This is a genomic window from Ruegeria sp. AM9 (assembly GCF_056540565.1).
On record NZ_JBQFWY010000074.1, the window covers coordinates 1 to 500 of the forward strand.

The following is a 500-nucleotide window of genomic DNA, read 5'->3' on the forward strand; positions in this document are numbered from 1 at the left end:
ACTCGGCTGCGTCTTTGTATGCGTCCATTGGAGGGCATGTGCAGACGAGGTTTCTGTCTCCGTATGCGTTGTCGACGCGGTTGACGGGGGACCAGTATTTGTCGACGCCCATCGAGCCCGGCGGGAAGCAGGCTTGCTCGCGGGTGTAGGGGCGGTCCCAGTCGCCGACCAGATCGCGCACCGTGTGGGGGGCGTTTTTCAGCGGGTTGTTTTCCGCGTCGATCTTGCCGTCGATGATGTCCTGCGCTTCCGCCCGGATCGACAGCATGGCGTCGCAGAAGCGGTCCAGCTCGGCCTGCGGTTCGGACTCGGTGGGTTCCACCATCAGGGTGCCTGCGACCGGCCAGGACATGGTCGGGGCGTGGAAGCCGCTATCGACCAGGCGCTTGGCGATGTCGTCGACGGTGACATGCGCCTCGGCGTCCAGCGGACGGGTGTCGAGGATACATTCATGCGCCACGCGGCCCGACTCGGAGGTGTAGAGGATCGGGTAGGCCTCG

At 65.2% G+C, this 500-nt stretch carries 1 pseudogene; it reads right to left on the reverse strand.

Going from position 1 to position 500, the window contains the following annotated elements:
* Positions 1-500, reverse strand: a pseudogene (locus ACR0DO_RS19660) (glycine dehydrogenase (aminomethyl-transferring)); the annotation flags it as partial.